This is a genomic window from Embleya sp. NPDC055664 (assembly GCF_053618075.1).
In genome coordinates, this window is the sequence record NZ_JBSHGZ010000022.1 from 73,938 (window position 1) to 99,765 (window position 25,828).

The 25,828-nt window shown below is 71.7% G+C and carries 29 protein-coding genes; 15 read left to right on the forward strand and 14 right to left on the reverse strand.

Going from position 1 to position 25,828, the window contains the following annotated elements; all coding sequences use genetic code 11:
* Positions 1 to 16: 16 nt before the first annotated feature.
* Both ACWGR4_RS29695 and ACWGR4_RS29700 read left to right on the forward strand, forming a co-directional pair.
* On the forward strand, positions 17 to 724 hold the full coding sequence (locus ACWGR4_RS29695) for a GntR family transcriptional regulator (protein WP_452130173.1): 708 nt from the start codon (positions 17 to 19) through the stop codon (positions 722 to 724).
* A gap of 89 nt (positions 725 to 813) precedes the next feature.
* Positions 814 to 1,701: a hypothetical protein gene (locus ACWGR4_RS29700; protein WP_380008782.1), complete on the forward strand. Its 888-nt coding sequence runs from the start codon at positions 814 to 816 to the stop codon at positions 1,699 to 1,701.
* A 177-nt stretch (positions 1,702 to 1,878) separates the two neighbouring features.
* Here ACWGR4_RS29700 and ACWGR4_RS29705 read toward each other — a convergent pair whose 3' ends face one another.
* On the reverse strand, positions 1,879 to 2,040 hold the full coding sequence (locus ACWGR4_RS29705) for a hypothetical protein (protein WP_380008785.1): 162 nt from the start codon (positions 2,038 to 2,040) through the stop codon (positions 1,879 to 1,881).
* Positions 2,041 to 2,068: 28 nt separating this feature from the next.
* Positions 2,069 to 2,473, reverse strand: a complete 405-nt coding sequence (locus tag ACWGR4_RS29710) for a metal-sensitive transcriptional regulator (RefSeq protein ID WP_380008788.1) — start codon at positions 2,471 to 2,473, stop codon at positions 2,069 to 2,071.
* Between the two features lie 386 nt (positions 2,474 to 2,859).
* On the opposite strand from ACWGR4_RS29710, the gene ACWGR4_RS29715 reads away from it, so the two are divergent.
* Positions 2,860 to 3,480 carry a DUF47 domain-containing protein gene (locus ACWGR4_RS29715; RefSeq protein ID WP_020552276.1) on the forward strand — a complete coding sequence of 207 codons (621 nt, stop codon included), beginning with the start codon at positions 2,860 to 2,862 and terminating at the stop codon, positions 3,478 to 3,480.
* 4 nt (positions 3,481 to 3,484) lie between these two features.
* Positions 3,485 to 4,480, forward strand: coding sequence for an inorganic phosphate transporter (locus ACWGR4_RS29720; protein ID WP_380008791.1), 996 nt, complete (start codon positions 3,485 to 3,487; stop codon positions 4,478 to 4,480).
* Positions 4,481 to 4,673: 193 nt separating this feature from the next.
* On the opposite strand, the gene pstB is transcribed toward ACWGR4_RS29720, so the two are convergent.
* The 10 genes from pstB to ACWGR4_RS29770 all read right to left on the reverse strand — a co-directional run bounded on the left by pstB (position 4,674) and on the right by ACWGR4_RS29770 (position 16,109).
* On the reverse strand, positions 4,674 to 5,450 hold the full coding sequence (pstB, locus tag ACWGR4_RS29725; RefSeq protein ID WP_078976006.1) for a phosphate ABC transporter ATP-binding protein PstB: 777 nt from the start codon (positions 5,448 to 5,450) through the stop codon (positions 4,674 to 4,676).
* 65 nt (positions 5,451 to 5,515) lie between these two features.
* Positions 5,516 to 6,625 (reverse strand): phosphate ABC transporter permease PstA, encoded by a 1,110-nt coding sequence (gene pstA / locus ACWGR4_RS29730; protein ID WP_380030130.1) that lies wholly within the window; start codon positions 6,623 to 6,625, stop codon positions 5,516 to 5,518.
* Positions 6,622 to 7,617, reverse strand: coding sequence for a phosphate ABC transporter permease subunit PstC (gene pstC, locus ACWGR4_RS29735; RefSeq protein WP_380008797.1), 996 nt, complete (start codon positions 7,615 to 7,617; stop codon positions 6,622 to 6,624). Before pstC ends, pstA begins: the two co-directional genes overlap by 4 nt.
* A 37-nt stretch (positions 7,618 to 7,654) precedes the next feature.
* On the reverse strand, positions 7,655 to 8,800 hold the full coding sequence (gene pstS / locus ACWGR4_RS29740) for a phosphate ABC transporter substrate-binding protein PstS (protein ID WP_380008800.1): 1,146 nt from the start codon (positions 8,798 to 8,800) through the stop codon (positions 7,655 to 7,657).
* 289 nt (positions 8,801 to 9,089) lie between these two features.
* The gene (locus tag ACWGR4_RS29745; protein WP_452130174.1) at positions 9,090 to 9,902 is read right to left on the reverse strand and encodes an NUDIX domain-containing protein; all 813 of its coding nucleotides are present in this window, start codon (positions 9,900 to 9,902) and stop codon (positions 9,090 to 9,092) included.
* Positions 9,895 to 10,887 (reverse strand): CHAD domain-containing protein, encoded by a 993-nt coding sequence (locus ACWGR4_RS29750; protein WP_452130175.1) that lies wholly within the window; start codon positions 10,885 to 10,887, stop codon positions 9,895 to 9,897. Before ACWGR4_RS29750 ends, ACWGR4_RS29745 begins: the two co-directional genes overlap by 8 nt.
* The gene (locus ACWGR4_RS29755; RefSeq protein WP_380008809.1) at positions 10,874 to 13,048 is read right to left on the reverse strand and encodes an RNA degradosome polyphosphate kinase; all 2,175 of its coding nucleotides are present in this window, start codon (positions 13,046 to 13,048) and stop codon (positions 10,874 to 10,876) included. The genes ACWGR4_RS29750 and ACWGR4_RS29755 overlap by 14 nt, the downstream gene beginning before the upstream one ends.
* A gap of 84 nt (positions 13,049 to 13,132) precedes the next feature.
* Entirely contained in the window at positions 13,133 to 14,074 is a 942-nt protein-coding gene (gene mshD, locus ACWGR4_RS29760) for a mycothiol synthase (protein ID WP_380008812.1), read from the reverse strand.
* Positions 14,075 to 14,143: 69 nt separating this feature from the next.
* Complete coding sequence (locus ACWGR4_RS29765; protein ID WP_452130176.1) at positions 14,144 to 15,163, reverse strand: LacI family DNA-binding transcriptional regulator; 1,020 nt, start codon at positions 15,161 to 15,163, stop codon at positions 14,144 to 14,146.
* A 232-nt stretch (positions 15,164 to 15,395) separates the two neighbouring features.
* The gene (locus ACWGR4_RS29770; RefSeq protein ID WP_078975999.1) at positions 15,396 to 16,109 is read right to left on the reverse strand and encodes a response regulator transcription factor; all 714 of its coding nucleotides are present in this window, start codon (positions 16,107 to 16,109) and stop codon (positions 15,396 to 15,398) included.
* Positions 16,110 to 16,281: 172 nt separating this feature from the next.
* Here ACWGR4_RS29770 and ACWGR4_RS29775 point away from each other — a divergent pair, with 172 nt between their 5' ends.
* The 8 genes from ACWGR4_RS29775 to ACWGR4_RS29810 all read left to right on the forward strand — a co-directional run bounded on the left by ACWGR4_RS29775 (position 16,282) and on the right by ACWGR4_RS29810 (position 22,958).
* On the forward strand, positions 16,282 to 17,136 hold the full coding sequence (locus ACWGR4_RS29775; RefSeq protein ID WP_452130177.1) for an alpha/beta hydrolase: 855 nt from the start codon (positions 16,282 to 16,284) through the stop codon (positions 17,134 to 17,136).
* A 164-nt stretch (positions 17,137 to 17,300) separates the two neighbouring features.
* Positions 17,301 to 17,561 (forward strand): MoaD/ThiS family protein, encoded by a 261-nt coding sequence (locus tag ACWGR4_RS29780; RefSeq protein WP_078975997.1) that lies wholly within the window; start codon positions 17,301 to 17,303, stop codon positions 17,559 to 17,561.
* The gene (locus ACWGR4_RS29785) at positions 17,558 to 19,111 is read left to right on the forward strand and encodes a hypothetical protein (protein WP_452130178.1); all 1,554 of its coding nucleotides are present in this window, start codon (positions 17,558 to 17,560) and stop codon (positions 19,109 to 19,111) included. The genes ACWGR4_RS29780 and ACWGR4_RS29785 overlap by 4 nt, the downstream gene beginning before the upstream one ends.
* 116 nt (positions 19,112 to 19,227) lie before the next feature.
* Complete coding sequence (locus ACWGR4_RS29790) at positions 19,228 to 19,965, forward strand: sigma-70 family RNA polymerase sigma factor (protein ID WP_452130179.1); 738 nt, start codon at positions 19,228 to 19,230, stop codon at positions 19,963 to 19,965.
* Positions 19,962 to 20,807, forward strand: a complete 846-nt coding sequence (locus ACWGR4_RS29795; RefSeq protein ID WP_452130180.1) for an anti-sigma factor family protein — start codon at positions 19,962 to 19,964, stop codon at positions 20,805 to 20,807. Before ACWGR4_RS29790 ends, ACWGR4_RS29795 begins: the two co-directional genes overlap by 4 nt.
* 426 nt (positions 20,808 to 21,233) lie before the next feature.
* Positions 21,234 to 22,073, forward strand: a complete 840-nt coding sequence (locus ACWGR4_RS29800; protein WP_078975994.1) for a sulfurtransferase — start codon at positions 21,234 to 21,236, stop codon at positions 22,071 to 22,073.
* Positions 22,074 to 22,112: 39 nt separating this feature from the next.
* Positions 22,113 to 22,406, forward strand: coding sequence for a DUF1416 domain-containing protein (locus ACWGR4_RS29805; protein WP_020552259.1), 294 nt, complete (start codon positions 22,113 to 22,115; stop codon positions 22,404 to 22,406).
* A gap of 228 nt (positions 22,407 to 22,634) precedes the next feature.
* The gene (locus ACWGR4_RS29810) at positions 22,635 to 22,958 is read left to right on the forward strand and encodes an SMR family transporter (RefSeq protein ID WP_439676142.1); all 324 of its coding nucleotides are present in this window, start codon (positions 22,635 to 22,637) and stop codon (positions 22,956 to 22,958) included.
* A 25-nt stretch (positions 22,959 to 22,983) separates the two neighbouring features.
* Here the strand turns inward: ACWGR4_RS29810 and ACWGR4_RS29815 are convergent, their stop codons facing one another.
* Complete coding sequence (locus tag ACWGR4_RS29815; protein ID WP_078975991.1) at positions 22,984 to 23,346, reverse strand: DsrE family protein; 363 nt, start codon at positions 23,344 to 23,346, stop codon at positions 22,984 to 22,986.
* Positions 23,347 to 23,589: 243 nt separating this feature from the next.
* On the opposite strand from ACWGR4_RS29815, the gene ACWGR4_RS29820 reads away from it, so the two are divergent.
* Genes ACWGR4_RS29820 through ygfZ form a run of 3 tightly spaced genes read left to right on the forward strand, consistent with a single transcriptional unit; the run spans position 23,590 to position 25,559 of the window.
* Positions 23,590 to 24,105: an FABP family protein gene (locus ACWGR4_RS29820; protein WP_078975990.1), complete on the forward strand. Its 516-nt coding sequence runs from the start codon at positions 23,590 to 23,592 to the stop codon at positions 24,103 to 24,105.
* A gap of 51 nt (positions 24,106 to 24,156) precedes the next feature.
* Complete coding sequence (locus ACWGR4_RS29825) at positions 24,157 to 24,582, forward strand: Fur family transcriptional regulator (protein ID WP_078975989.1); 426 nt, start codon at positions 24,157 to 24,159, stop codon at positions 24,580 to 24,582.
* A gap of 32 nt (positions 24,583 to 24,614) precedes the next feature.
* Positions 24,615 to 25,559 (forward strand): CAF17-like 4Fe-4S cluster assembly/insertion protein YgfZ, encoded by a 945-nt coding sequence (gene ygfZ, locus ACWGR4_RS29830; protein ID WP_380008835.1) that lies wholly within the window; start codon positions 24,615 to 24,617, stop codon positions 25,557 to 25,559.
* A 55-nt stretch (positions 25,560 to 25,614) separates the two neighbouring features.
* Here ygfZ and ACWGR4_RS29835 read toward each other — a convergent pair whose 3' ends face one another.
* Positions 25,615 to 25,803 carry a hypothetical protein gene (locus ACWGR4_RS29835; protein WP_078979320.1) on the reverse strand — a complete coding sequence of 63 codons (189 nt, stop codon included), beginning with the start codon at positions 25,801 to 25,803 and terminating at the stop codon, positions 25,615 to 25,617.
* Positions 25,804 to 25,828: the final 25 nt, after the last annotated feature.

Consider the following 25,828-nt stretch of genomic DNA (forward strand, 5'->3'; position numbering starts at 1 on the left):
CGAGGGGGCGGACACGATGGGGAGCGACACCGAGAGCGGCCGGGACGCGGGCCGACTGGGCGAGCGGCTGAGCCTGCGCGAACAGGTCGCGCGGGCGATCCGGGCGGCGCTGGTGACCGGCCGGATGCAGCCGGGGGTGGTCTACTCGGCGCCCGCCCTGGCCGGCCGGTTCGGGGTGTCCGCCACGCCGGTGCGCGAGGCACTGCTCGACCTGGCCAAGGACGGCCTGGTCGAGCCGGTCCGCAACAAGGGCTTCCGGGTGCGCACGATGTCCGCCGCCGACCTGGCCGACGTGCACGACCTGCGCGAACTCCTGGAGATACCGACCGTCGCCCGGCTCGCCCGGGACGGCTGCGCGAAGGAGATGCCGCGCCTGCGCGCGCTGGTCGACGACCTCGCCGAGGCGCTGGAGCGGGCCGACGTGGCGGACCGCGTGGACGCCGAGGACCGCTTCCACGCGCACCTGCTCGGCTTGGCCGAAAACGCGCGCCTGGTCAAGGTGGTCGCCGAGCTGCGCGCCCAGGCCCGGCTGTACGGTCCCCGCCCGGAGGCGGACGCGCCCGAACACGGCTCGATCACCGCCGAGCTGCACCGGCTGCTCGACCTGATCGAGGCCCGCGACGCGGCGGGCGCCGCGGAGCTGACCCGCCGCCGGCTGGCCCGATCGCGCCCGTCCGCCCACGCGGGCGCCCCCGCCGTCCCGGCATCGCCCGAACGGCCGTAACCCGGCGTCGCCTCGCTCGTTGTCCCGTCGAGCCGCCGCCGCGTGGCCGGCCGTCACGCGAGGATTCCGAGCATCCGGGAGAACCCCACATGTTGGTCCGCACCGCGCTCACGGGTGCCTGTTGCGCCCTGGTCCTGGCCGGGGTCGCCGGTTGTCAGGGCGATGACGTGCAACCGCAGGGAGCGCAGGTCAAGGGCAGTGGCGGGGCCGCGAGCGGCGGCCCGTCGAACGCGGTCGCCGCCGTGCGCAAGGCGGCCGACGTCACCACCGGCGCGAAGAGTTCGCGCACCCGCACCACGATGACGATGCAGAGCGACAACCGGGTCGTGAAGCTCACCGGCCAGGGCATGTTCGACTATGTCCGGCACATCGGTTCGCTCACGGTGGACGCGCCCAAGGACTCCGGCATCGCCGGGCCGCTCCAGGAGATCCTGACCCCCGACGCGCTCTACATGAAGAACGGCTCGCCGGGCATCCCCAAGGACAAGTGGGTGCGCCTCGCGATCGACGGGCTGGCCGACGGCAACCTGGTCAGCGGCGGCGGTACCGACCCCGGGACGTCCTTCGAGATACTGCGCGGGGTCAACGACGACGTGGTCCTGGTGGGCACCGAGAAGCTGGGCCCGGACACCGTGCGGCACTACAAGGGCACCCTGGACATCCGCAAGGCGCACGACCTGACCGCGCCGGAGGTGCGCGGCCCGTTGGCCGCCGCGCTGAAGACCTTCGACGGCGCGCCGATCCCGTTCGACGCCTATCTCGACGACGCCGGTCGACTGCGCAGGGTCGAGGAGTCGTTCGTGTTCGTGATGGGTCCGGACGAGGCCAAGTCCGCGCCGACGACGAAGGTGCTCTCCGCCGCGGAGCTGTACGACTTCGGCGTCGTGGTCGACGTCAAGCCGCCCGAGGCCAAGGACATCTACGTGTCACCGGCTCCGCCCGTCGCCCCGCCGAGCGCCCCGGCGAAACGCGGTTAGATCTCGCCGGGCCGGGCCCCGGGCCCGGTCCGCCGGACGGCCCCGGCCACCTCCGCGGCATCGTTTCGGGCGGTTCCCAAATGACCCAGGCGTGTCATGGTCGCGCCGAGGAGCCGCCCCTACGCTGGATGGGCCGAAGGACCGTCCGAGGCGTGCCGCGAGGAGGCGATGGGAGTGTCACGATTCTCCGATCGCCGCGTGCACGACCACGTCGTCCTCGACGAGATCGAGCTCTACGGAGACCTGATGATCGCGGCGTCGGCGAGCGAGGGCCCGCTCACCCAGGCGCAGATCGACGCCGTGCTCGGCCTGGCCGGCGGCCGGGGGTCGGGCGCGCACGGCAGGGCCGGCCCCCGTCGCCGCGGCCTCAGGAGCGCACCAGGCGTGCGATCGCCTGGGACGCCTCCTTGACCTTCTCGTCCGCCTCCGGACCGCCCTTTTCCACCGCGTTCGCCACGCAGTGCCCGAGGTGTTCCTCCAGCAGGCTGAGCGCGAAGGACTGCAGTGCCTTGGTCGCCGCCGAGACCTGGGTGAGGATGTCGATGCAGTATTCGTCCTCGGAGACCATGCGCTGCAACCCGCGGATCTGCCCCTCGACCCGACGCAGCCGCTTCAAGTGCTCGTCCTTGCGCCCGCTGTAGCCGTGCCCCGACGCGCCGTGTCCCGAGGTTTCGTGCCCCGATGCGCCGGATGTCGCCTTCGTGTCCGGCGTCTGCGGATCCTGTTCCACCGTCGTCTCCCGTGTCCGTGCGGCCGTTTCCCACCTGTCCATGGCCCGATCGGGTGACCGACCACGTCTTCGAATTTACCCCCGGGGGGTATATCCGGCAAGCGCTCCGATCGCCCCGCCCACGGCCGACCGGCTCCGGCGGGCGTCGTGCCGGTCGATCCCCGGATTCGGTTCGTGTGATGTGGGCGACATGGATCGAGGGTAGGGCGCTCTGTCATTCGAATGGTGCGCGGACCCATACTCTGGCCGTGTGACGGGCGTCCTCGACGGCGGAACGGGCGGTTCCGCATGCCCGTTCGTCGCTGTGCGCGTGTGTCTCATTACCGCCGGGTACGGTCGGGGTTCGCGTCGACTCCCCGGTTTGCGTGCAAGACCGCAAGAGCGCCTAGCATCGACGCCGACCACCTTCATTATCCCGGAGACCTCAAGTGCGATTGCGTCTGACCCCCAGGGAGACGAGCTTCTACGACATGTTCGCCGCAGCGGCGAGCAACCTGGTCACCGCATCCAAGCTCCTGACGGAGTTGCTCGGCGCAGAGGTCTCCGCTCGTCCGGAGATCGCCGAACGGATGCGCGCGGCCGAGCATGCCGGTGACGACACCACGCATGCGATCATGCGCCAGCTCAACGCCTCCTTCATCACGCCGTTCGACCGCGAGGACATCTACGCGCTCGCCTCGCAACTCGACGACGTCATGGACTACATGGAAGAGGCGGTCGACCTGGTCGTGCTGTACCAGCTCGACGAACTCCCGCCCCAGGTCGCGGACCAGATCGAGGTGCTCGTGCGGGCCTCGGAGCTGACCGCCGAGGCGATGCCCCGGCTGCGCACGATGAAGGACCTGACCGAGTACTGGATCGAGATCAACCGACTCGAGAACCAGGCCGACCAGATCCACCGCAAGTTGCTGGCGCACCTGTTCAGCGGGGCGTACGACGCACTGACCGTGCTCAAGCTCAAGGGCATCGTCGACGTGCTCGAAGAGGCCGCCGACGGGTTCGAGCACGTGGCGAACACGGTCGAGACGATCGCCGTCAAGGAGTCCTGACCCAGTGGAACTCACTGGTCTGATCATCGTCATCGGCGTCGCGCTCTTCTTCACCTACACCAACGGCTTCCACGACTCGGCCAACGCCATCGCCACCTCGGTGTCCACTCGGGCACTGACCCCGCGGGCGGCGCTGGCCATGGCCGCGGTGATGAACCTCGCCGGCGCCTTCCTCGGCGAAGGCGTCGCGAAGACCGTCAGCGAAGGGCTGATCTCCACCCCCGAGGGCCATCAAGGTCTGGTCATCCTGTTCGCGGCGCTGGTCGGCGCGATTTTCTGGAACCTGCTGACCTGGTACTTCGGGCTGCCCTCGTCCTCGTCGCACGCGCTGTTCGGTGGCCTCGTCGGCGCCGCGCTCGCGGGCTCCAGCACCGTCTACTGGGACGGCGTGCTGGAAAAGGTCGTCATCCCGATGTTCCTGTCGCCGGTGGTCGGTCTGGTGGCCGGCTATCTGGTGATGGTCGGGATCATCTGGCTGTTCCGCAGGGCCAATCCACACAAGGCCAAGCGCGGATTCCGGCTCGCGCAGACCGTCTCGGCGGCCGGCATGGCGCTCGGGCACGGCATCCAGGATGCCCAGAAGACGATGGGCATCGTGGTGATGGCGCTGGTGATCAGCGGCCACCACGAGGGCGACGGCATTCCGGTGTGGGTCAAGCTCGCCTGTGCCATCACGCTCTCGGCCGGCACCTACGCGGGCGGGTGGCGGATCATGCGCACCCTCGGCCGCAAGATCATCGAGCTGGACCCGCCGCAGGGCTTCGCCGCCGAGACCACGGCCGCGTCGATCCTGTACACCACGGCCTACGTCTTCAAGGCGCCGATCTCCACCACGCACATCATCACCTCGGCGATCATGGGCGTGGGTGCGACCAAGCGGGTCAAGGCGGTGCGCTGGGGTGTCGCCAAGAACATCCTGATCGGCTGGTTCACCACGATGCCGGCCGCGGGTCTGGTCGCGGCGGGCACCTACTGGATCGCCCACCTGATCGTGGGCTGACCCGGGGGCCGCGCGCCGCGCGCGTAATGCAGGACGCACGCGGCATCCGGCCCGGACGGCACGGATGTCACAGCCGGCACGGTTGGCACAGGTGTCGCATAACGGACGAGAGGGCCCGCACCGAATCCGGTGCGGGCCCTCTCGCGTGTCCATGTCGGCGGTCCGTCGACTCGTCGCTCGGTGCGTCGATCCGTCAGCCGAACCGGCCGGCGATGTAGTCGGCGGTGGATTCCTCGGTCGGCGCGGAGAAGATCGTCTCGGTGTCGCCGATCTCCACCAGCTTGCCGGGCTGACCCGGGCCGGCCAGGTTGAAGAACGCGGTCTTGTCCGAGACGCGAGCCGCCTGCTGCATGTTGTGCGTCACGATCACGATCGTGTAGCGCTCCTTGAGCAGCGCGATCAGGTCCTCGATCGCCAGCGTGGAGATCGGGTCCAGGGCCGAGCACGGCTCGTCCATCAGCAGCACCTGCGGCTCGACCGCGATCGCGCGCGCAATGCACAGTCGCTGTTGTTGGCCACCGGACAGGCCCGCGCCGGGCTTGTTCAGCCGGTCCTTGACCTCGGTCCACAGGTTGGCGCCGCGCAGCGACCGCTCGACGATCGCGTCCAGGTCGCCCTTGCGCTTGATCCCGGCGAGCTTGAGCCCGGCCGCGACGTTGTCGTAGATCGACATGGTCGGGAAGGGGTTGGGCCGCTGGAACACCATGCCGACCGTGCGACGCACCGCCACCGGGTCGATGTCGCTGCCGTACAGGTCCTGCCCGTCGAGCGCGACCGAGCCGTCCACGGAGGCGCCGGGGATCAGCTCGTGCATCCGGTTCAGGGTGCGGATGAAGGTGGACTTGCCGCAGCCGGAGGGACCGATGAAGGCCGTGACCGAACGCGGCTCCATGGTCATCGAGATGTCCTCGACGGCCTTGTGCGAGCCGTAGTAGGCGTTGAGTCCGGCAACTTCGATGCGCTTGGTCATTCCTGCCTCTGGATCGGTGCGGATGTCGGTGCCGCGGTCGGCCGTACGGGTCCTCGTCGTGGCCTTCATCGGCCCGCCTTCGGTGCCTTCCAGCGGGCGATCAGCCGCGCCGCCAGGTTGAGGATCATCACGATGAGGATCAGCGTGAGTGCCGCGGCCCAGGCCCGTTCCTCGGCGAACTTGTTGCCGGCGTGGTTCTGGTCGAACACGTACAGCGGCAGCGCCGATTGCCACCCCGAGAAGGGGTCGGTGTTGATCGACTGGGTGAGCCCGACGAGCAGCAGCAGCGGGGCGGTCTCGCCGATCACGCGGGCGATGGAGAGCATCACGCCGGTGACGATGCCGCCGAACGCGGTGGGCAGCACGACCTTGAGCACGGTGCGCCACTTCGGGATGCCGAGCGCCAGGCTGGCCTCGCGCAGCTCGTTCGGGACGAGCTTGAGCATCTCCTCGGCGGAGCGCACCACCGTGGGCAACATCAGGATCATCAGCGCCAGCGACCCGGCGAAGCCGGACGCCTCGAAGCCGAGCATCAGGATCCAGAAGGCGTAGATGAACAGACCCGCGACGATCGACGGCAGACCCGTCATCACGTCGACGAAGAAGGTCACCGTCTTGGCCAGTCGGCCGCGCCCGTACTCGACCAGGTAGATCGCGGTGAGCAGACCGATCGGGACCGCGATCAGGGTGGCCAGGCCGACCTGCTCCAGGGTGCCGATGATCGCGTGGTAGACGCCGCCGGTGTCGTCCCGGGCGCCCACGCCGCGCATCGAGTGGGACAGGAAGTACGGAGTGAGCTTGTCGACGCCGCGCTGGATCGTGTAGCCGAGCAGCGAGACCAGCGGCAGCACGGCGAGCACGAACGTGGTGGAGATCAGGCTGGTGGCGAACCGGTCCCGGGCCCGACGGGCGTCCTCGAAGCGCCACGAGACGGCGGAGAGCGCGACGATGAAGATCACGCCGGCGAGGAAGACCGCGAGCGCCCAGTTGTCCAGGGTCAGCTTGAACACGATCGTCAGCAGCACGCCGCCGCCGGCGATCGCCCACGGCACCTGGCGCGGCAGGGTCCGCCGGGTCAGCGACGCCGCGCGCGGATCGGCCGGACCCCCGCGACCGCTCTCGGCCGCGTCCGTACCGATGCCCGGGCGCTTGTCGCCCGTGTCCAGGACGGTCATGAGTTCGCTCCAGAGAACGCCTTGCGCCGGTTGATGACGACGCGCGCGGCGCCGTTGACGAGCAGCGTCATGATGAACAGGACCAGACCGGAGGCGATCAGCGCGCCGCGGCCGATGTCGTTGGATTCGCCGAACTGGTTCGCGATGTTCGCCGCGATCGTGGTGTTGCCCGGGTCCAGGATGTGGATCGAGAGGTCGAAGCTGGGCGAGAGCACCATCGCGACCGCGATGGTCTCGCCGACCGCGCGGCCGAGGCCGAGCATCGACGCGCTGATGATGCCGGGCTTGCCGTAGGGCAGCACCGCGACCCGGATCATCTCCCAGCGGGTGGCGCCGAGCGCGAGCGCGGCCTCCTCGTGGGCGCGGGGCACCTGAAGGAAGACCTCACGGGTGACCGCCGCGATGATCGGCAGGATCATGATGGCCAGCACGATGCCGACGGTGAACAGCGTGCGGGCGGTGGCGCCCGGCTGCTCCTTGTCGAAGATCGGGATCCAGCCGAGGTAGTCGGCCAGCCAGGTGTGCAGGCCGAGCAGTTTGGGGGCCAGGAAGATGTAGCCCCACAGGCCGTAGACCACGCTGGGCACCGCGGCCAGCAGGTCGACGATGTAACCGAGCGTCTGGGCGATCCGCCGGGGTGCGTAGTGCGTGATGAACAGCGCCACCCCCACCGCAACCGGCACCGCGATGACCATCGCGATGGTGGCGCTGACAACCGTGCCGAACACCAGGGTGACCACGCCGAACGCGGGCTTGGCCACGTTCGGGTCCCAACCCTGGTCGGTCAGGAAGCTGCCCTGGTTCTTCGACAGTGCGTCCGTCGCCTTGACCACGAGGAAGATCGCGATCGCGGCCATGATGGCGAGCAGGCTGATGCCGGCGCCGCGGGCGGCACCGGAGAAGATCCGGTCGCCTGGTCGGACCTTGACGCGCTTGGCCACGGGGGCCTTGCGCTCGGGGTCCGCCGGTGCGGTGGGGGTGGTGGTGGACATCTCTCTCCGTACGAGTCGGTCGCTCAGCGGGCTCGGACTAGGACAGACCGGCCACGGCGGCGCGGACCTTGTCCGCGACGGTCGTCGGGAGCGGCGCGTAGCCGATGCCCGCGAGGACCTTCTGGCCTTCGGCGCTGGAGGTGTAGGTGAGGAAGGACTTCATCAGCGGGAGCTTGTCCGCCGCGGTGCCCTTCTCGCAGACGATCTCGTAGGTCACCAGGATGATCGGGTAGGCGCCCTCGGCCTTGGTCGCGTAGTCGACCGACAGCTTCAGGTCGTTGCCCTCGCCCGCGATCTTGGCCGCCTCGACGGCCTTGCCCGCGGCCTCGGGGGTGAGCTTGACCGGGGCCGACGCGCCCGTGTTGATCGCGGCGATGTTCAGGCCGGCGTTCTCCGCGTAGGACTGCTCCACGTAGGTGATCGCGCCCTGCGTCGACTTCACGATCTGCGCGACGCCCTCGCTGCCCTTGGCGCCCTGGCCGCCCGGGGCCTTCCAGTCCTGGGCCGAGTCGTAGGTCCAGTCGGCGCCGGCGGCGGCCTTGAGGTACTTGGTGAAGTTCTCGGTGGTGCCGGACGCCTCGGACCGGTGCACGGGCTGGATCGCGGTGCCGGGCAGCTGCGCGTTCGGGTTCAGCGCCTTGATCTCGGCGGCGTCCCACTTGGTGATCTTGCCGGAGAAGATGCCGGCGATCGTCTTCGCGTCCAGGACCAGGTCCTTGGCGCCGGAGACGTTGTACGCGACCGCGATCGGGCCGGTCACCATCGGGAGGTTGATCGCCTGGCCCGGCGCGCACGCGGCGGCGGCCTTGGCGACCTCTTCCGGCTTGAGCGCCGAGTCGGAGCCCGCGAAGGTGACCTGCTTGTCGAAGAACGACTGGCGGCCGGTGCCCGAACCCGAGGACGCGTAGTCGATCGTGGCACCCGAACACTTGGCCTGGTACGCCTTGATCCACTCGTCCATCGCGTTCTTTTGCGCGCTGGAGCCGGCGGCGGCGAGCTTGCCGGTGCCGCAGTCACCCTTGGGGGCCTCCGCGCCGGGGGCGGACGCAGCCTTCGTGGACGACTTCTTGTCGTCACCCGAGCTGTTGTCGTCGGAGCCACACGCGGCCAGCGTGAGCGCGCCGGCGAGTGCCAGGCCGGTGAAGCCGATACCGCGACGGACACTGCGGGGCCGAATGGTCACGGCGCTCCCTTTCGATCGAACTCTGCTCGTGGTCGCGACGACCCGAGCGGTCGCCGTCATGCACGAAGTTAGGCCGTGTGAATGAAGCGATCCGCCGCGGAAAGTGAACCGAGGGTGAACTCGAACGGTCGAGTCAGATAAGCCGACCGCTGGATGAATTGTCCGTTCATGTAGCCATTTACTGCCCGTGAACTGCGGCTTTATGGTGACGTCGGAACGACGTTCATCCCGCGTTCAGATGGACGCCGAGTTACGTTCGGTAAACCGTGATCACGGCTTGACCAAGCGCTCAGCTTCCCGTCGGATAGGGGGCGTATCGGCCCACGGCCACCACCCGCCCCGCCCACGTGTGCAAGACGGCGAATTCGCCGGGCAACAACGGCTCCGCCGGCAGCCGCGGCGAACCGGCCCCGGAGGCGATCGCCGGCAGGTCCGGGACGGGCGTACACAGCAGCGCGGGCCGACCCGCGCGCACCGCCTCGGCGGCCGACACGGCGGTCGCGTGCACCCGCGCCCCGGCCGCCGCCACATACGGCGCCACCGTCGCCGCAGCGTCCGGCTCCGCGCCCCCGTACACCTCGACCGGCGCGAACGCGGCCAGCATCGGCACCAGGGCCGGGGCGAACGCCGGGCCCGCGCGCAACACCACGACCGGCACCGTCGCCGGCGGCGGCCCGGTGCGAAACGCCTCGGTCAACGACGCGGTGTAGTCCGGCGTCCCACTGCGCTCCGCGGCCTCCTCCGGCGCGCCCCACCACATCCGGTCCACCTCGTGGTTGGGGGTGAACCCGCCCGACACCGCCTCCGCCACCCAGTAGCGGTTGATCTTGATCCGATCGCGCGAGCGCATCGGATAGCTGCGCACCCCCAACTCCCGGCCCAGCACGGCCCGGAAACCGGTCTCCTCGGCGATCTCGCGCACCGCGGCCACCACCGCGGGCTCACCGGGCTCCAGCTTGCCCTTGGGGAAGGACCAGTCGTCGTAGCGCGGCCGGTGCACCAGCCCCACCTGCGTCCCGTCGGGGGTGCGCCGCCACAACACCCCGCCCGCGGCGAGCACCGGATCGTGCGCGGGCTCCGCGGCCCCGGGCGGGTCATCCATCGAGCCACGACCTGACGTCGTGCGCGTACGCCCCGGGCCAGACCCGGGTGAAGGCGTGACGCTGCGCCGTCGCCGCCCACCGCTCGCGGGCGTACAACTCGCCGAGCACGAACGAGGCGGGCCCGCCGATCCGGGGCGTGGCCGCCAGCTCGGCCACCGCGCCGGCCGCGATGCAGGCGTCCTGGTGGATGCCCAGGACCTCGGTGACCGCCTTGAGCCGCCGGGCCAGCCGGGCGGCGGGGGCGCCGAACGCGGGCACGCACATGTCGGCGGCGTAGCGGGCCCGCTTGGCCAGGATCCGCACCCGGTGCCACGCCTCGTCGTCGGTGCCCGCGTACGGGGAGAAGCCGGGGGCGTCCACGGGATCCGGATACGGCACCCCCGCCGCGACCAGCGGCAGCGCGTCGGCGGCCCGGTCGAGGCGGCGCAGCGTGCGGGCCACCAGCTTCGGCACCACCTCGGCGCCCGGATCCGCCGCCCGCTCGGTGAAGGTCAGCCCCAGGGCCGGCTCCACCAATTCGGCCGACAGCGTGGTGAACAGCCCCGAGTCGAGCGCGGCCAACGCCCGGGCCCGTCCGGAGCCCAGATCGCCGCGCAGTCGGCGCTCGGCCAGCGCCCGGGCCCGGACCGTTCCCGGGCGCTCCGGCAGCGCGTCCAGGTCCGCGAGCAGGCGATCGAGCAATACCTCGGAGTCGCGCTCGCCGGCCAGCGCGTCCGCGGCCTCGCGCAGCCGGGTGCGCAGGCGTGTGGCGGGCTCCGGGTCGAGCAGCGGCGCGCAGGTGGCCAGCGCGCTGCGGATGCGTCTGGCGGCCACTCGCGCCTGGTGTGCGGCGTCCTCCTCGCCCGCGCCCAGGCGGGGCAGCTGGTCGATGAACGCGCCCGCCTCGCCGACCAGATGGGCGAGCAGGATCTCGCCGGCGGAGGTGTCCTCGGCCGCCGCGCGCGGTCGGGGAATGCTCGTCGCCTGCTTGCTACTCCGGCCCACGTCTGCGCCTCCGGGTCTCGATGAGGTGCTCCTGCACGTCGCGAAGCCGGGTGCCGTCGGCCGCCGTCGCGTGCCTGGTCCAGGTACCGTCCCGGTCGAGGTGCCAGGACGCGGTCTCCGCGCTCATCCCCAGGTCCATGAAGGACGTCATCTCGTCGCGGTGTCGATCGCCGCGCAGCCGCACCGCCGCCTCGACCCTGCGGTCGAGATTGCGGTGCATCAGGTCGGCGCTGCCGATCCACACCTCGGGCTCGCCGCCGCCGGCGAAGACCCACACCCTCGAGTGTTCCAAAAATCGGCCGAGAATACTGCGCACTCGGATGGTCTCGGACAACCCGGGAACGCCCGGCCGCAGCGCGCAGATGCCCCGGATCCACAGGTCCACCGGGACGCCCGCCTGCGAGGCGCGGTACAGCGCGTCGATCACCAGCTCGTCCACCAGCGAGTTGGACTTCAGCCGGACGTAGGCGGGCAGGCCGGCCTCGTGGTTGGCCACCTCCCGCTCTATCCGCTCGACCAGTCCGTTGCGCAGCGAGTGCGGCGCGACCAGCAGGCGTCGGAAGGACTGCGCGCGCGAGTAGCCGGAGAGCCGGTTGAACAGGTTCGACATGTCCTCGCCGACCTGCGGGTCGGCGGTCAGCAGGCCCAGGTCCTCGTACAGGCGGGCGGTCTTGGGGTTGTAGTTGCCGGTGCCGATGTGGCAGTAGCGGCGCAGCGCGTCGCCCTCCTGGCGCACCACCAGGCACAGCTTGGAGTGCGTCTTCAGGCCCACCACGCCGTGCACGACGTGGCAGCCGGCCTGCTCCAGCTTGCGCGCCCAGGTGATGTTGGCGTGCTCGTCGAAGCGGGCCTTGAGCTCGACCAGGACCAGCACCTGCTTGCCCGATTCGGCCGCGTCCACCAGCGCGTCCACGATCGGCGAGTCGCCCGAGGTGCGGTACAGGGTCTGCTTGATCGCGAGCACGTTCGGATCGGCCGCGGCCTGCTCCAGGAAGGCCTGGACCGAGGTCGCGAACGAGTCGTAGGGGTGGTGCACCAGGATGTCGCGCTTGCGCATCGCGGCGAACACGTCCGCGGCCTGCGCGGTCTCCACCTCGGCCAGGTCGCGGTGGGTGCCGGCGACGAAGCGGCCGAACTTCAGCTCCGGCCGGTCCAGGTCGGCGATCGCGTGCAGCCCGGTCAGGTCCAGCGGCCCCGGCAGCGGGTAGACCTCCTTCTCGCCCACGCCCAACTCGCGCACCAGCAGGTCGAGCACGTGCGGGTCGATGGTCTCCTCGACCTCCAGCCGCACCGGCGGGCCGAACCGGCGGCGCATCAGCTCCCGCTCCAGCGCCTGGAGCAGGTTCTCCGCGTCGTCCTCCTCCACCTCCAGGTCCTCGTTGCGGGTGACCCGGAACGCGTGGTGGCCGAGCACGTCCATGCCCGGGAACAGATCGCCCAGGAACTCGGCGATCACCTCCTCCAGCGGCACGAAGCGGGCCGGCGAGGTCTCCACGAACCGCGGCAGCAGCGGCGGCACCTTGACCCGGGCGAAGTGTTCGTTGCCCGAGCGCGGGTTGCGCACGATCACGGCCAGGTTCAGCGACAGGCCGGAGATGTACGGGAAGGGGTGCGCCGGGTCGACCGCCAACGGGGTGAGCACCGGGAAGACCCGCTCGCGAAAGAGCGCGTAGAGCGACTGCCGCTCGCCGTCGGTGAGGTCGTCGAAGCGCAGCAGCTGGATGTCGGCCTCGCCGAGCGCGGGCAGCACGTCGTGGTGGAAGCAGGTGGAGTGGCGGGCCATCAGCGCGCGGCTGCGCGACCAGATGTTCTCCAGCACCTCGCGCGGCTGGAGTCCGCTCGCCGCGCGTACGGCCAGGCCGGTGGCGATCCGGCGCTTGAGGCCGGCCACCCGGACCATGAAGAACTCGTCGAGGTTGGACGCGAAGATGGCCAGATATCGAGCCCGCTCCAGAAGCGGGGTGCTCGGATCCTCGGCGAGTTCGAGCACCCGCTCGTTGAACGCCAGCCAGCTGCCCTCGCGGTCCAGGAACCGGTCCGGGGGCAGCTCGGACTCCGCGTGCACCGCGGCCGCGGTGACTGCCGTGCCGCCGTTCTTCGCCGGCGGCACGGCCACGGTGAGGTGTCGGGAGGATCGTGCGGCGGGAGTCTCGGCGTTCATCAGACCATTGTCTTTTCGCGACGGTCTATGTGCACCTGTACGAAGGCGACCCGAAACAGTTGTTCGCCAGGTTTCACACGGTGTTCAGCGTCGGTACATCACATCGACTGTATGCACACGAAAGCCCAAACGGGTATAGACCTTGACCGCCGGCTCGTTGTCCGCGTCCACATACAGCAGTATTTCGGCGAGCTGCACCCCGTCGACGGTGCGCTCGGCCAGGTGTCGCAGGCCCACCGCGGTCAGCAGCGCGCCCAGGCCGCGACCCTGCGCGGCAGGGTCGACGCCGACCACGTACACCTCGCCCAGCGGGCCCGAGTCCGCCGTCGCGGGGTGCGTCTTGGTCCAGTGGAAGCCGAGCAACTCGCCGCTGTCCGCGTCCTCGGCGAGGAAGAAGCCGGCCGGGTCGAACCACGGCTCGGCGAACCGCCGGGTCAGATCCTCGGCCGTCCACGCGCCCTGCTCGGGGTGGTGGGCGAACGCCTTCGCGTTCAGCGCGAGCCAGGCCCGGTCGTCCACACCCGGGCGGAAGGTGCGCAGCCGGACGTCGGCGGGCGTGGCGACCTCGGGCACCGGGGTGTCGGCCACCCGGCGCATCTGCCACAACTCGCGGAACGCGGTGAAGTCCAGCGCCTCCGCCAGGCGCCCGGCCGCCGGCAGCTTGCCGTGCGCCCACACCCGCAGCCGGCCCCGCTCGTCGACCCGCGCGGCCTCGGCGAGCACGGCTTCGAGCAGTGCCCGACCCAGGCCCGCGCCGCGCGCGGCCGGCACCACGAACAGTTCGGCGGCGGGGCCGTCCACCGGGTCCGCGCCGTCGAGGTGCGCGAAGCCGACGATCCCGGAGGCGTCGCGGGCCAGCAGTTCGCGAGCCGAGGGCGCGCCGTGGCGCAGCTCGAGGCGGGACTGCTCGGACAACGGCGCCGCGCCGTCGACGCCGGCCGCCGCCTCCGCCAGGGCCAGTACGGCGGCGGCGTCATCCGCCGAGGCCCGATTCACCGTCTCGATCGACACATCCGCGAGGTCCATGAGCCCCACGGTACTGAGCGACGCCGGGGGCCGTCGCGGGGCCGTCGGTCGCGGTCGGGCCCGGGGCGGTCAGCCGCAGCCGCAGCTGCGCCGGACCACCAGCGTGGACGGGAAAGTACGCACCCGCGGGTCCCCGGCGGCGGCCGGTTCGCGCTCCAGGGCCAGCTCCACCGCGGCGCGGGCCATGCCCGGCCGGTCGGAAGTGACCGTGGTCAGCGGCGGGTCGGCGATGGCCGCCTCGGCGATGTCGTCGAAGCCGACCACCGCGAGGTCGTCCGGCACGCGCAGGCCCACCTCGCGCGCCGCGTGCAGCACGCCCATCGCCTGGTCGTCGGTCGAGCAGAACAGCGCCCGGGGCCGGTCCGGCCCGGACAGCAGGGACAGCGCGACCTGATAGGCGCCGAAGCGGCCGAACGGCGCCTCGTGCAGCAGCCCCTCGGTGGGCAGCCCGCGCTCGGCCAGTGCCTGCCGCCAGCCGGTGACGTGGTCGGTGACCGGGTCGCCGGAGTCGGGGGTGGTGGGCGGCCCGCCGAGGCAGTCCACCCGGGTGAAGCCGTGCGTGTCCACCAGGTGCCGGACCGCGGTGTAGGCGCCCTGGACGTCGTCCAGGATGACCGCGTCGCCGCCCAGCGCGTCGGGTTGGCGGTGCATCAGCACCACCCGCACGTCGCGGGTGGCGATCTCGCGCGCGGCGCGCTCGGAGGGGCCCTGGCTGACCAGCACGAGGCCGGACACCTGCATGCCGAGGAACGCGCGCACGTAGTGCAGTTCGCGGTCGTCCTCGTAGTCGGAGTTGCCGATCAACACCAGCCGACCCTGCTCGAACGCGGCCTGCTCGACGGTGTGCGCGAGTTCGGCGAAGAACGGTTGCCGGGCGTCGGGCAGCACCAATCCGATCAGGTTCGTGCGACGGCTGGCCATCGCCTGGGCCACGCTGTCGGGGCGGTAGCCGAGCTTGTCTATGGCCGCGAGCACACGCTCGCGCGTGGCCGGAGCGACCGGGCGCGGGCCGTTGTTGACGACGTAGGAGACCACCGCGGTGGAGGTCCCCGCGAGGCGGGCGACGTCGTCGCGGGTCACTTTGGGCACGCGGTCATTGTAGGGACGGGGACCGGCGCGGCTCACGGGAGTTCACAACCTGGACGCGGGGACGGGACGGTCCTCCGCGTTCTTCCGGATAAGTCTGTTTTGTAGGCATGGGCGCCGGATGTGCCGCCTCGTCGGCCGACTGGGCGGGGTTCACTTGCGCACTCCGGTCGCCGGCGGTCGCCGAAGGCCGGTCGCCCGGGTGCGCGGACACGGGTCGTTCGGGTGCGCGGGCTCACACCCGCTCGGCCACCGCCACGTCCCCGACACCCCGGTCGGGCACCACGAACCGGTAACCGACGTTGCGCACGGTGCCGATCAGCGACTCGTGCTCCGGCCCGAGTTTGGCTCGCAGCCGGCGCACGTGCACGTCCACCGTCCGGGTGCCGCCGAAGTAGTCGTATCCCCACACCTCCTGCAGCAGCTGGGCCCGGGTGAACACCCGGCCCGGGTGCTGCGCGAGGTACTTGATCAGCTCGAACTCCTTGAACGTCAGATCGAGCACCCGACCGCGCAGCTTTGCGCTGTAGGTGGCCTCGTCGATGCTCAGGTCGCCGTTGCGGATCTCGGTGGGCTCGTCCTCCGCGCCCTGCGCCGCCTGGAGCCGGCCGATCGCCAGCCGCAGGCGGGCCTCGACCTCCGCCGGCCCGGCGGTGTCCAGGAGCACGTCGTCGACGCCCCAGTCGGCGGTCAGCGCGGCCAGGCCGCCCTCGGTGGCCACCAGGACCAGGGGGGCGCCGACCCCGGTGGTCCGCAGGACCCGACACAGACTGCGCACCTGGGGGAGGTCACGCCTGCCGTCGACCAGGATGACGTCGGCGGCGGGCGCGTCGACCAGGGCGGAGGCCTCGGCCGGGGCCACCCGTACCTGATGCAGCAGCAGTCCGAGCGCGGGCAACACCTCGGCAGACGGCTGGAGCGCGTTCGTGAGCAGCAGCAGGGCACTCAACGGGACACCTCCCAAAAACAGGCACAAAACACGAAAGGACCCGGGGCATCGTCGCCCGGATCCTTCATCGGTCGCCGACTCGTCCGATTCCGTAACCGGTGGGGAACCACTACCGGGGTCCTTGGGGTGTGCCCGTCATCGGAGGAGAGCCTGCGGGGCCAGGATAGCGAACATGTCTCGAGGAACCGACCCACCCGGGGATCTTCCCGCACTGCGGACACCCCACCCGACCTTCGGCGACCCGCCGTTCACCGGAATGCCTGCACCCGAGCAGGCCGTGTTGTGCACCGACGACGACGTGCGGATCAGCGCGGTACACGGGCTCGCGGCGGATTCCGCGGCGGGTTCCGGGGCACTCGATCGGGTCTTCGTGGTCGCCCACGGGTTCACCGGATCGTGGCGGCGACCGGCGGTTCGCACGGTGCTGCGCGGGTTGCGCCGGCACGGCGGGGTGATCGGGTTCGACTTTCGCGGACACGGCGCGTCCACCGGGCTGAGCACGGTCGGCGACCGCGAGGTGCGCGACCTGGAGGCGGCGATCGGCTGGGGTCGCCGACTCGGCTACCGCCGAGTGGTCACCGTCGGCTTCTCGATGGGCGGCGGGGTCGTGCTGCGGCACGCGGCGCTGTACAGCGGGCCCGCGGCGGTGGTCGCGGTCAGCGCGCCCGCCCGCTGGTACTACCGGGGGACCGCGCCGATGCGACGGGTGCACTTCGCGATCGAGCGCCCGACCGGCCGCGTGCTCGCCCGGCTCGCGCTCGGCACCCGGATCTCCGCCGAGCCCTGGCACCCGGTCCCGCTCGCCCCGTTCGAGGCCGCCGCCGCGCTCGCGCCCACGCCGCTGCTCGTGGTGCACGGCGATCGCGACCCCTATTTCCCGCTCGACCACCCCCGGCAGATCCACGCCGCGGCCCGGCCGCCGAAGGAGTTGTGGATCGAACCCGGCCTCGGGCACGCCGAGAACGCGGTCGACGCCGAGCTGGTGGACCGGATCGGCCGGTGGGCCCGGGCGCACACCGGGGGGTGATCCGCGCGCCGGGCGGACCGAAGGGCTCGTCCGGAGGCGTCATCATGGATGCTGCACGCCTCGGCGCCGGTCGGCACCGGGACGGCGCATCGGCACACCGGGACACCGACACACCGGGACACCGGCGGACCCACACACGACGCAGACACACGGGAGGGCGCGCGATGGCGGTCGGCACCATGCGGTACTGGGCCGCGGCGAAGGAGGCCGCGGGCACGCCGGAGGAGCCGTACGACGCGGCCACCCTCGCCGAGGCGCTGCGCCGGGCCCGGGAGCTCCACGGCGGCTCGACCCGCTTCGAGGCGGTCGTCGCGAACTGCTCGTTCGTGGTGGACGGGGACCCGGTCGGTCGTCGCGACCACGCGGCGGTCGTCCTGACCGAGGGCGGCACCGTCGAGGTCCTGCCCCCCTTCGCCGGCGGATGAGCGGCCCCGACGGTCGCCCGACGGGCGACCGATACGACGAGCCGGGCGGTTACGACCCGGCCGCCGGATACCCGGGGGAGCAGGTCGCCCAGGGGTATCCGGGACACCCGGGCGATCCGGGGCAGCCGTACGGCGGGCAGCCCGTCGAGTCCTACGGCGCCGTTCCGGCGCAGGCGGGGCAGTACGGACAGCCGCATCCGCAGCAGGTCGACCACGGGGCCTACGGCTATCAGGCGGAGCAGTATCCGCAGGGCTACCAGGACCCGATGGCGGGCCAGGCGGCCGGCGGGTACGGCTACCCGGATCCGCCGGGTGTGCCGGCGCCGGGCGGCGGCTACGGCTACGACGGCGCGACCGACGTACTGCCCGCGATCACCGAATCCGGATTCGGGACCTACGGCGGCGACGGCTACGGCGGGGTGCCCCACCAGGGCGAGCCCCACCACGGCGAGCACGGCCGGGGTGAATACGCCGGCGCGACCGAGGTGATGCCGGCGATCGTGGACGACGCGGGTGGGCACGGCGGCGGCCACGGGAGCGGGTTCGAGCCGGAGGCCGACTACGGCGCCGAGTTCGGCGCGGGCACCGACTTCGCCGCCGACACCGACTTCGCTGCCGACATCGACTTCGCTGCCGACATCGACTTCGATCCCGGCGCCACGTTCGATCCGGACGTCGACTACGCGGCCGACCCCGACCACCGGGTCGGGATGGAGTCCGCTCCCGACCGGGCGTCGCTTCCGGTGCCCGCGCCCCGGCGCGGCGACTCGCCCACGCGCGCGTCGCGGTCGGCCGGGACGCCGATCTGGCATCCGCCCGGCCTGCTGCCGGGACTGTGCACGGTCGGGCTGGCCGGTGTGCTCGCGGTCACCGCGATCGCCGGGAAGCCCGCTCTCCTGCTGGGTATCGCGTTCCTCCAAGTGCTCACCGCCGTCGGGTGGTTCCGGCTGAACGGCATGTGGCCGGCGCGCCAGGGCATTGCGCTGGTGGTGCTGGTCGCGTTCGGTACCGACGCGGCGGTCTACGCCAAGGGCGAGCAGGGGCTGGCGAGTGTGCCGGCGGTGCTCGCCGGCGCGTTGTTGGTGACGTTGGCCCTACAGGCCAGGAGCGGGGCCCGGCCGGGGGAGTTGTTGCCGGCGCTGACGGTGACCACCTCCGCGGCGCTGATCACCGCCTTCGACGTGGCCTATCTGGTCGCGGGCGATCTGTCGGGCGGGCCGATCGACGCGGGCGCGGCGGTGGTGCCAGCGGTGCTGGCGGCGGGCGTCGCGACGCTGGTCCGGGCGATTCCGCTGCCCCCGGCGATCGCGCCGATCCCGTCCTGGCTGCTCGGCTCGGCGGCGGGCGCCGCCGCAGCGGTCTCGCTCGGTGGCGAGGCGCCGTACGCCGCGTTGCTCGGGGCCGGTGCCGCGGCGCTCGCACTGCTCGGTCGGCGGGTGGCCGGCTACGACCATCCGTCCCGGTTCGTGCACTTCACTGCCGGTGTGTCCCTGCCGCTCGCGCTCGCCGCGCCGGCCGCGTATCTGTTGGGCCGGGTCATGATCGGCTGATTAGCCGTGCATCGGCGGCCTCGTCACGGGAGGATGCGGCCATGCCGTGGATACGCCGCCGGTCCCGTCCCGGGACGCGGGATGAACCGCCGGGCCCGCCCGCTCGTGAAGCGGGTGTGCTGCAACGTTCGGACGTGCTCGGCGCCGAGGCGCAGGCGGACCCGGCGGCCGCTCGCGCCTTCCTCGCGCGCACCGCCCCCGAGGACGACCGACCCGCCGCCGACCCGCCCCACGCCGGCGCGCTGCCCGGCGCCGACCGGTTGCAGGCCGGCGGCTCGCTCCAGGCCGCCGACCCGCTGCACGCTGCCGACCCGCTGCACTCGGCGTCTCGAATATCCACCGCCGACGAGGCGGTCATCCGCACCCTCTACCTCGAACACGGCGGCCCGCTCCTGGGGTTCGCGCTGCGGCTGACCGGCGGCGACCGGGCCTGGGCCGAGGACGTGGTGCAGGAGACCCTGCTGCGGGCCTGGCGCCACCCCGAGGCCCTCGACCCCGGCCGGGGTTCGGTCCGCGGCTGGTTGTGCACCGTGGCCCGCAACGTGGTGATCGACGTCGGCCGCGCCCGGCGCGCCCGGCCGCCCGAGACCGGCGACGCGGTGCTCGCGACGGTGCCCGACGAGGGCGCGGAGGCGGAGTTCGACCGGGCCGTGCTCGCCTGGGACGTCGCCGACGCGATGGCCGCGCTGAGCCCCGAGCACCGCGCGGTGTTGCTGGAGACGTACTACCGGGGCAGTTCGGTGGCCGACGCAGCCAAGACCCTCGGCGTGCCGGAGGGCACGGTCAAATCACGGACGTACTACGCGCTGCGAGCGCTGCGTGTGGCCTTGGAGGAAAGGGGGTTGGTCCCGTGACGGACATCGGCGACGAGGGCACGACGACGAACGGCACCACTCCCGGCACGAACCCGCCGCCGCCCGCCCGGCCGCCGGGATCGCCCGCCCCGCTGAGCTGTGCGGTCGCGCGCCTGGACCTCGGGGCATTCGTGGTCGGCGCGCTGGACGAGGACGAGGCCGCCAGGGTGCGCACCCACGTGGCCGGCTGCCCGCGCTGCCGGGCCGAGTACGAGGAACTGGCCGGCCTGCCCCGGATGCTCGCCCGGCTGAGCGAGCCGGAGGCGCGGGCCAGCGGCGCGGCTGCGCAGGGGGCGGCCCCCGCGCGGTTGTTGTCCGCCGCCGCCGAGCGGGCCGACCGGGGTCGGCGGCTGCGCTCGCTGGCCGCCGCGGCCGCGGCGGTGCTGGTGCTGCTTGCGGGCCTCACCGGCTGGGCGCTCGGCGACACCGGCCGCGACAGGGACACCGCGGCGGCGCCGACGGGCACGGTCCCGGGCACGCCGACCGCGCCGGCCGGCCCGCCCGGCACCACGACGCCGCCCGCGCCATCGGGCGGCCGTACCGTGCGCGCGGGCGATCCGCGCTCCGGCGCGGGCGCCGAACTGCGCTACGCGGCGACCGCGTGGGGCAGCAGCGTGGACCTGTCGCTGTCCGGGATCCGCCCCGGCACCCGCTGCCGGTTGGACGTCTACGGCACCAAGGGCCGGGTGGAGACCGCGTCCTCGTGGGTGGTGCCCGACGGCGAGTACCCCTCGGCCGATCCGATCCGGGGCGCGACCAGCATCCCCGTCGGCGAGATCGTCCGCTTCAGCGTCAGGACCGTCGGCGGCGGCGAACAACTCTTGGAGATTCCACCCGCATAATCCTGACAAACAAGGACAAATCCCCCGAGTATCTCAAGATGCGGACGCATTTGTCTCGCATGATGGGACATACATGACAGTGGCGGTCATCCGTCCCTACGATCGTGATGTGAAGCGACAGGCGGATGACCTCACCAAGCGGCGCGCAGTGGACCTGTGCCGCACGCAGACCTGCCTGTGTTGCGCTGACTGACTTGTCGACAGTCGTCGTTCGGCGATCCACCCGCGGTGGATCGCGACCGACCGTCGGCCCCGGGACCCGGGCCGTGTGACGACACGGCGGAACGGGCACCCGGCTCCCGCGTGAAAGACCCCTGACACACGTACATCCCCGCATGCGGCGGCGCCGCGGCATGCCCGGGTGTGTCGCGAACGTGCACCCCGACATCCGCGAGATCCCGCGCATTTCTGCACCGGAGGTATCCCATGAGCCGCTCCGACGTTCTGGTAGACGCCGACTGGGTCCAGGCCCACCTGGACGACCCGAAGGTCGTCCTCGTCGAGGTCGACGAGGACACCAGCGCCTACGTCAAGAACCACATCCGCGGTGCGGTGCGCATCGACTGGCGCGACGACCTGCAGGACCCGGTCAAGCGCGACTTCGTCGACGAGGCCGGCTTCTCGGCGCTGCTGTCCGCCAAGGGCATCGCCAACGACGACACCGTCGTGCTCTACGGCGGCAACAACAACTGGTTCGCGTCCTACGCCTACTGGTACTTCAAGCTCTACGGCCACGGCGACGTCAAGCTGCTCGACGGCGGTCGCAAGAAGTGGGAGCTCGACTCCCGCGAGCTGGTCGTCGAGGTGCCCGAGCGCGCCGCGACCACCTACACGGCCAAGCCGCAGGACACCTCGATCCGCGCCTGGCGCGACGACGTGCTCGCCGCCATCGGTTCGCTGAACCTGGTCGACGTGCGCTCGCCCGACGAGTTCTCCGGCAAGCTGCTCGCCCCGGCGCACCTGCCGCAGGAGCAGTCGCAGAAGGCCGGCCACGTGCCGACCGCGAAGAACATCCCGTGGTCGAAGGCCGCCAACGACGACGGCACCTTCAAGACCAACGAGGAACTCACCGCGCTGTACGAGGGCGAGGGTGTGGACCTGGCGAAGGACACCATCGCCTACTGCCGGATCGGCGAGCGCTCCGCGCACACGTGGTTCGTCCTGCACGAGCTGCTGGAGCAGGGCAACGTGCGCAACTACGACGGCTCGTGGACCGAGTACGGCGCGCTGGTCGGCGTGCCGATCGAGCTCGGCGACGGCAAGTGACCGACGGCTACACCCACCCGAACGCAGGGAGCAGGAACGATGTGCGGTGCGAAGGCCGGCGGCCCGGATCTGGCAGGAGTTGACGTGGCGAAGGAAACCATCATCCAGGGGGCGGTGACCAAGGGCGGGCAGCCGATCAACGGTTACGTGCGCCTGCTCGACGCGGGTGGCGACTTCACCGCCGAGGTGCCCACGTCCGCGACCGGCCAGTTCCGGTTCTTCGCGGCACCCGGCAACTGGACCGTCCGGGCGCTCGTGCCCGGCGCGACCGTGGACCGCAGCGTGGTGGTGTCCGAGAAGGGCACCGTCGCCGAGGTCGAGATCGCGGTCTGACACGCCGACGGGGCGGATCTCCTTCGGACGTACACCCACGGAATCCGCCACCGCTCGGTGCGATACGGCCGCGCCCCTCCCCACGTGCTCGGGGGAGGGGCGCGGTCGTTCGGTCGTGCACCCGGTGTGTCCCGCCCGTCATCGGGGCAGAAAGGTTTCCGTATCGTCGGGGGGAACCGCCCGGCGCATCGGGGCACCGGAGCAAGGCGCGACGCCGGGAGGCAACACGTGGCATGGGCGATTGTGATCATCGCGGGGATCCTGGAGACCGGCTTCGCCATCATGCTCAAGCAAAGTCACGGGTTCACCCGGCTGTGGCCCACCATAGGCTTCGCCGCCTGCGCGCTGGGCAGCTTCGGACTGCTCACCTACGCGCTCAAGTCCCTGGAGGTCGGCCCCGCCTACGCGGTGTGGACCGGGATCGGCGCGGCGGGCACCGCGCTCGTGGGCATCTGGCTGCTGAACGAGGGCTCGTCCCCGCTCAAGCTGATCTCGATCGGCTTGGTCCTGCTCGGCGTGATCGGCCTGAACATCTCCGGGATCAGCCACTGACACCGGCGCGTCGGGGGCCGGCCGGTCAGTACACCAGCGCCTGGGCCCCGTCGGCGAGCGCCTCCTGCACGAACACCTGGGCGCCCGCGATCCGCACCCCCGGCAGCACGTCGTCCCCGGTGATCTCGCGCCGCGCCGCGCACTGCGTGCACAACGTCACCCGGCCGCCGGCGAGCAGCGCGTCGAGCAGATCCGGCAGCGGCGCGGCGTGCGGGAGTTCGAACTCGGCGGCCCGCCCGGGCAGCGCGAACCAGGACGACTCGCCGGTGAGCCACAGCGACACCTCGACCCCCGACGCGAGCGCCACCGACGCCACGGTGAACGCCTGGGAGCAGCGCTCCGGCGCGTCCTGACCTGCGGTGACCTTGACCACGAGAGATCGCTTCACGGCTCGCAGCCTATACACTGAGGCCGTTTGGCACCCGGCCGGGGCGATCCGGCCGCCCCGTACGAAGCACGAGGAGCACCCGGGCGATGCACATCTTCTTCATTGCGCTGCTGGCCGTGGTCGGCGTCCTCGTCGCGTGGTTCGCCGCGCTGACCGTGTCCAAGCTGTACAAGGGCCAGAACTGAGCCGACGCCCGGTAGGCTGACCGGCCGTACCCGACCCTCGGAAGCGGCCCTCCCCACCATGATCGAAATCCCGGACGACCTGCACTTCGACGCCGTCCCCCTCGCGTTCCTGCTCGGCACCTGGGAAGGCGCCGGTGTCGGCGACTACCCGACGATCGAGGCGTTCCGCTTCGGCCAGCAGGTCACCTTCGGCTACATCGCGAACAAGCCGTTCCTGACCTACACGTCGCGGACCTGGCTGCTCGACGACGCGGGGGAGCGGGTGCGCCCGCTGGCCACCGAGACCGGCTTCTGGCGCTCCAAGCTGGACGGTTCGGTCGACGTCACGCTCGCCCACCCGACCGGCATCGTGGAGATCTGGCTCGGCAAGGTGGAGGGCCCGCGCCTGGAGATGCGCACCGACGTGGTCGCGCGCACCGAGGACGCCAAGGAGTACACCGCCGGACACCGGCTCTACGGCCTGGTCAAGGGCGAGCTGATGTACGCCTACGACATGGCCGCCATGGGACACCCGCTCCAGGCACACGTCTCCGCGCAGCTCAAGCGGGTCGACGCGGAACTCGCGGCCGAGTAGTCGCCCGCTCGCCCGGCCCGGCGGGCGCCGCGCACTCGTAAACTTCCCTGCGTGAGCACTGACTGGAAGCACGAGCTTCGCGAGAAGGGCTACCGGCTCACGCCGCAGCGCCAACTCGTCCTCGAAGCGGTGAACGCCCTGGGCCACGCGACACCGGACGAGATCCTGGTGGAGGTGCACAAGACGGCCGGCGGGATCAACATCTCGACCGTCTACCGCACCCTCGAACTGCTCGAACAGCTCGACCTGGTCACCCACACCCACCTCGGGCACGGTGCGCCGACCTATCACCCGGCGGACGCCGGCGGCCATCTGCACCTGGTCTGCCGGGACTGCCGCCGGGTGATCGAGGTGGGCACGGAGGTCGCCGCCGGGATGGGCGAGCGGCTGCGCGTCGAGCACGGGTTCGACATCGACCTCGCGCACTTCGCGATCTTCGGCCGCTGCGCGGAGTGCACGGCGGCCCGGGCGAACTGAGGTTCCTTCGACGGGTCTCGTACTGTGGGGACATGCCCACGAGCCCTTTGTTGACCCTGCCCGGCGCGGTCGCCGCGGAAGCCCCCGACGCCGGCGTCGCCGCGCACTACGGCGACCCCCTGCGCGAACAACGTCGGCTGGAGGCGGGCGAGGGCTTCGTCGACCTGTCGCACCGCGACGTGATCCGGGTGTCCGGCCCGGACCGGCTGAGCTGGCTGCACTCGCTGACCACGCAGCACCTGACCGAGCTGAAGCCGCACGAGGCCACGCTGACGCTGGTGCTGAGCCCGCACGGGCACATCGAGCACGCGCTGTACGGGGTGGACGACGGCGAGGCCTTCTGGGCCCACGTCGAACCCGGTGAGGCGCCGGCCCTGGTCGAGTTCCTGGACCGGATGCGCTTCATGTTGCGGGTCGAGGTCGCCGACGTGTCCGCCGACTTCGCCGTCGTGCACGAGGCGGGCGGGGACGCTCCCGAGGATGTGCTGGTCCGGGCGACCGGGTACGGCCGCGAGGTGTTCCTGCCCCGCGAGCGGTTGGCGGCGTATGGGCAAGAGCACGCGCATCCGGCGGGCATGTGGGCGTACGAGGCGTTGCGGATCGCGGCGCACCGGCCCCGGCGCGGCCTGGAGACCGACCACCGCACGATCGTGCACGAGCTGGGCCTGATCGACACCGCCGTGCACCTGGACAAGGGCTGCTACCGGGGGCAGGAGACGGTCGCGCGAGTGCACAACCTGGGCCGCCCGCCGCGGCGCCTGGTCTTCCTGCACCTGGACGGCACCCAGGAGACGCTGCCGGCGCACGGCGCGCCGGTGGAACTCGCGGGCCGCCAGGTCGGGTTCGTCACCAGCGCGGCGCGCCACCACGAACTCGGCCCGATCGCGCTCGCGCTGATCAAGCGCAACACCGCCGTGGACGCCGAACTCCTGGCCGGCGGGGTGCCGGCGACGCAGGAGATCGTGGTCCCGGCGTAGCGCCACCCCTCCGCCCGTGCCCCACGGGGAGCGGGCGGGGGTCCGAAGACACGCGCTAGCGGATCTCGCGGCGGCGGATGCGGTGCAGGCGCCGCCGCTGCGAGCGGTCCAGGGTGAAGTAGGCGACGACGGGCAGGCCGATCGCGACCGCCACGATGGTCCAGGCGATCCAGGACGGCAGCACGATCAGCGCGATGATGGCGACGACGATCCCGGCCGCGATGTACGGCCCGCGATGCGACATGGTCAACCCCCTTCGGTCGGTGAAC